The sequence below is a fragment of the Bradyrhizobium jicamae genome (assembly GCF_001440395.1).
GTDB lineage: Bacteria > Pseudomonadota > Alphaproteobacteria > Rhizobiales > Xanthobacteraceae > Bradyrhizobium > Bradyrhizobium jicamae.
This window is the reverse complement of sequence record NZ_LLXZ01000187.1, coordinates 59,705-62,433: the sequence shown is the minus strand read 5'-3', so window position 1 is coordinate 62,433 and position 2,729 is coordinate 59,705. Positions and strand designations below refer to the sequence as shown.

The following is a 2,729-nucleotide window of genomic DNA, read 5'->3' as shown; positions in this document are numbered from 1 at the left end:
AAGCCGTTGCAATGGCTGAACCAGATCAACGACCGCAACCTGCATCTGGTCCCGGTCGAATACGCCAAGACTCTGCAGGAGGAGTATCTGCCGTCCAAGCTTTCGTCGGCGGACTATCCGAACCTGGTGCCGGAAGGCGGCTCGGTCGAGACGGTTGCGGCCGAAGCGGTGCTGGCGTCGTATAACTGGGCGCCGAACAGCGATCGCTATCGCCGCCTGTCGCTGCTGGTCGATACGATGTTCGACAAGGTCGCGCAGTTGCAGCGTCCGCCGTTCCATCCGAAGTGGAAGGAAATGGCGCCCCGCGCAACGATATCCGGCTGGACCCGCTTCAAGGCGGCGCAGGAATGGCTCGACCGCAACATGCCGCTGGCTGCGGGTTCAGCCGTGTCGTCAGCATCGGGGGCTGCACCGGCGTTGGGGGCTGCGCCGACCGCCGCGCAGGATCCCCTGTATCGCGAGTTCCTGGAATGGCGTGCCAACCGCGCCAAGGCCAGTGCCAACAGGTAGAGGCCAACGCCAGCAGGTAATCAGGCCGGTCAGCACGGTTTGACCACACGACGGCCCGCTTCGGCGGGCCGTTCTTGTTTCTGAAATCCATCGCCCTACGCATGCCGTATTTTGGTCGGTATGTCGGCAGCGGGTGCTCGGGAATCCAATGATAGGTTGTATCGGCACAACCATGCCGCGAATCGACGTTCGCGGGGGTGGCCGATCCCGGTTTGGTAACGCTTTTGGTAACACTAATGTCGGCATTGTCGCGGCGGAACACACGGTCGACTAACTGCGCGCCGCGACTGGGCTTGACACAAAATCAATCCAGTTGAGACACAATGTCAGCGAGTAGCACTGAAACGCTGCCCGTCTCGCTGCTCGAAAAATGGCACAGTTTGTATTGGGGGACAGGTGAAATGTGGGCTTTGATCGACACTATTAGGGCGGCGGTGCAATTGTCCGGGTCAGTGGCCCGTGGCAGCTTGCGCCGGCTTTTCAGCGCGCCGCGGCGCAATGCATTGGCCGCCTTGGTCGTGGCCGCGATGGCTGGTTCGGCGATCAGCAATCAGGCGCACGCGGCGCCTCCGGGCCCCAACGAAATCCGCATCGGTAACACCGCTCCCTATACCGGTCCGGCCTCGGCCTATGGCGTCATCGCCAAGGTCATCGCGGCCTATCTGGACAAGATCAACGCCGAAGGCGGGATCAATGGCCGCAAGGTCAACATGATCACCTATGACGACGCCTACGAGCCCACCAAGACGATGGAGATGACCCGCAAGCTCGTCGAGGACGATCAGGTTCTCTTGACCTTGGGCACCATCGGTACGAACACGAACGCCGCGATCCAGCCCTATCTGAACTCAAAGAAGGTTCCGCAGCTTTTTGCCTTGTCGGGCGCTGCGGCCTGGGACCAGCCGCGCGAGTTTCCCTGGACCATCGGCTTTCTGCCGACCTACACCGCTGAAGCTCAGATCTTTGCGCAGTATCTGCTGGAGAATCATCCGCGCAGCCGGATCGCCGTCCTCTATCAGGACGACGGAATGGGCAAGGAATACCTGAAAGGCCTGAAGGACGGCCTCGGCGGCAAGATGCCGATCGTGTCCGAGGCGCCCTACAAGGTGACCGACACCAATATCGATGCGCAGATGGCCAAGATGAAGGCCTCCGGCGCCGACGTCCTCATCGAGTTCACCACGCCGAAATTCGCCGTCATGGCGATCCGTCGATCCGCCGAACTCGGTTGGAAGCCGCTGCAGTTCGCCGCCTCGATCTCCAATTCGTACTCGGCCGTGATTCAGCCGGCGGGCCCGCAAAATGCGGAAGGCCTGTTGTCTGCGGCCTACAGGCTCGAGGGCGAAGACTCGGCTGCGGCGGGCGACGCGGTGTTCCGCGAGTGGAGCGCCTTCATGCAGCGCTACGTCCCGAGCGTGAGCAAGACCAACGGCCAGGCCGTCCTCGGTTATCTGGTCGGCAGGTTGACGGTCGAAGTGCTGAAGAACTGCGGCGACGACCTGTCGCGCGAAAATATCATGAAGCAGGCCCGCTTGCTCAAGGGTATCCAGCTTCCGATGATGGTGCAGGGCATCCTGATCAATACCAGCCCGTCCGACCACGCGCCGATCGAGCAGATGCGGATGATGCGCTTCACCAACGGCCAGTGGCAGCACTTCGGCCCGGTGCGCAGCGGCATCGATCCCGGCGCCGTCAGCGATTCCTTCAAGACCATCTTCAAGTACGGCACCGCCACCAAGCGCGATCTGGCCAACCAGCTCAACGCCAACACGGTGAGCTTGATGACGGGTTCGTTCGGCTCGACCTATGCGCAGGTCGGTGCGGACCTTGCGTCCGTGCTCGACAGCGGCACCAGCCTGCGGATCCTGCCGGTGATGGGCCGCGGATCGGTGCAGGCGGTGTCGGACATCCTGCTGCTGCGCGGCGTCGACGCCGGCATCGTGCGCAAGGACACGCTGTCCTATCTCGACCGCAAGGACTTCGCCAAGGACATCCGCAACCAGTTCGTCTATGTCGCGAAGATGTTCAACGAGGAAATGCACGTCCTCGCGCCGCGGACGATCACCAGCATGCGCGATCTCGACGGCAAGACCGTGGTGGTCGATCTGCCCGACAGCTCGACCTTCGTGACCGCGATCAACGTGTTCGAGCGTCTCGGGATCAGGCCGCACCTGATCTATCAGGAGCCGCGGCTGGCGCTGGATATGCTGCGCAAGGGC

At 62.3% G+C, this 2,729-nt stretch carries 1 protein-coding gene and 1 pseudogene; both read left to right on the top strand.

All coding sequences use genetic code 11. The features are described 5' to 3' along the window. Positions 1 to 510: pseudogene (locus tag CQ12_RS46895) on the top strand (ABC transporter substrate-binding protein); the annotation flags it as partial. A 503-nt stretch (positions 511 to 1,013) separates the two neighbouring features. Further along, the coding region (locus CQ12_RS41500) for an ABC transporter substrate-binding protein (RefSeq protein WP_347337452.1) at positions 1,014 to 2,729 on the top strand (1,716 nt) is incomplete at its 3' end.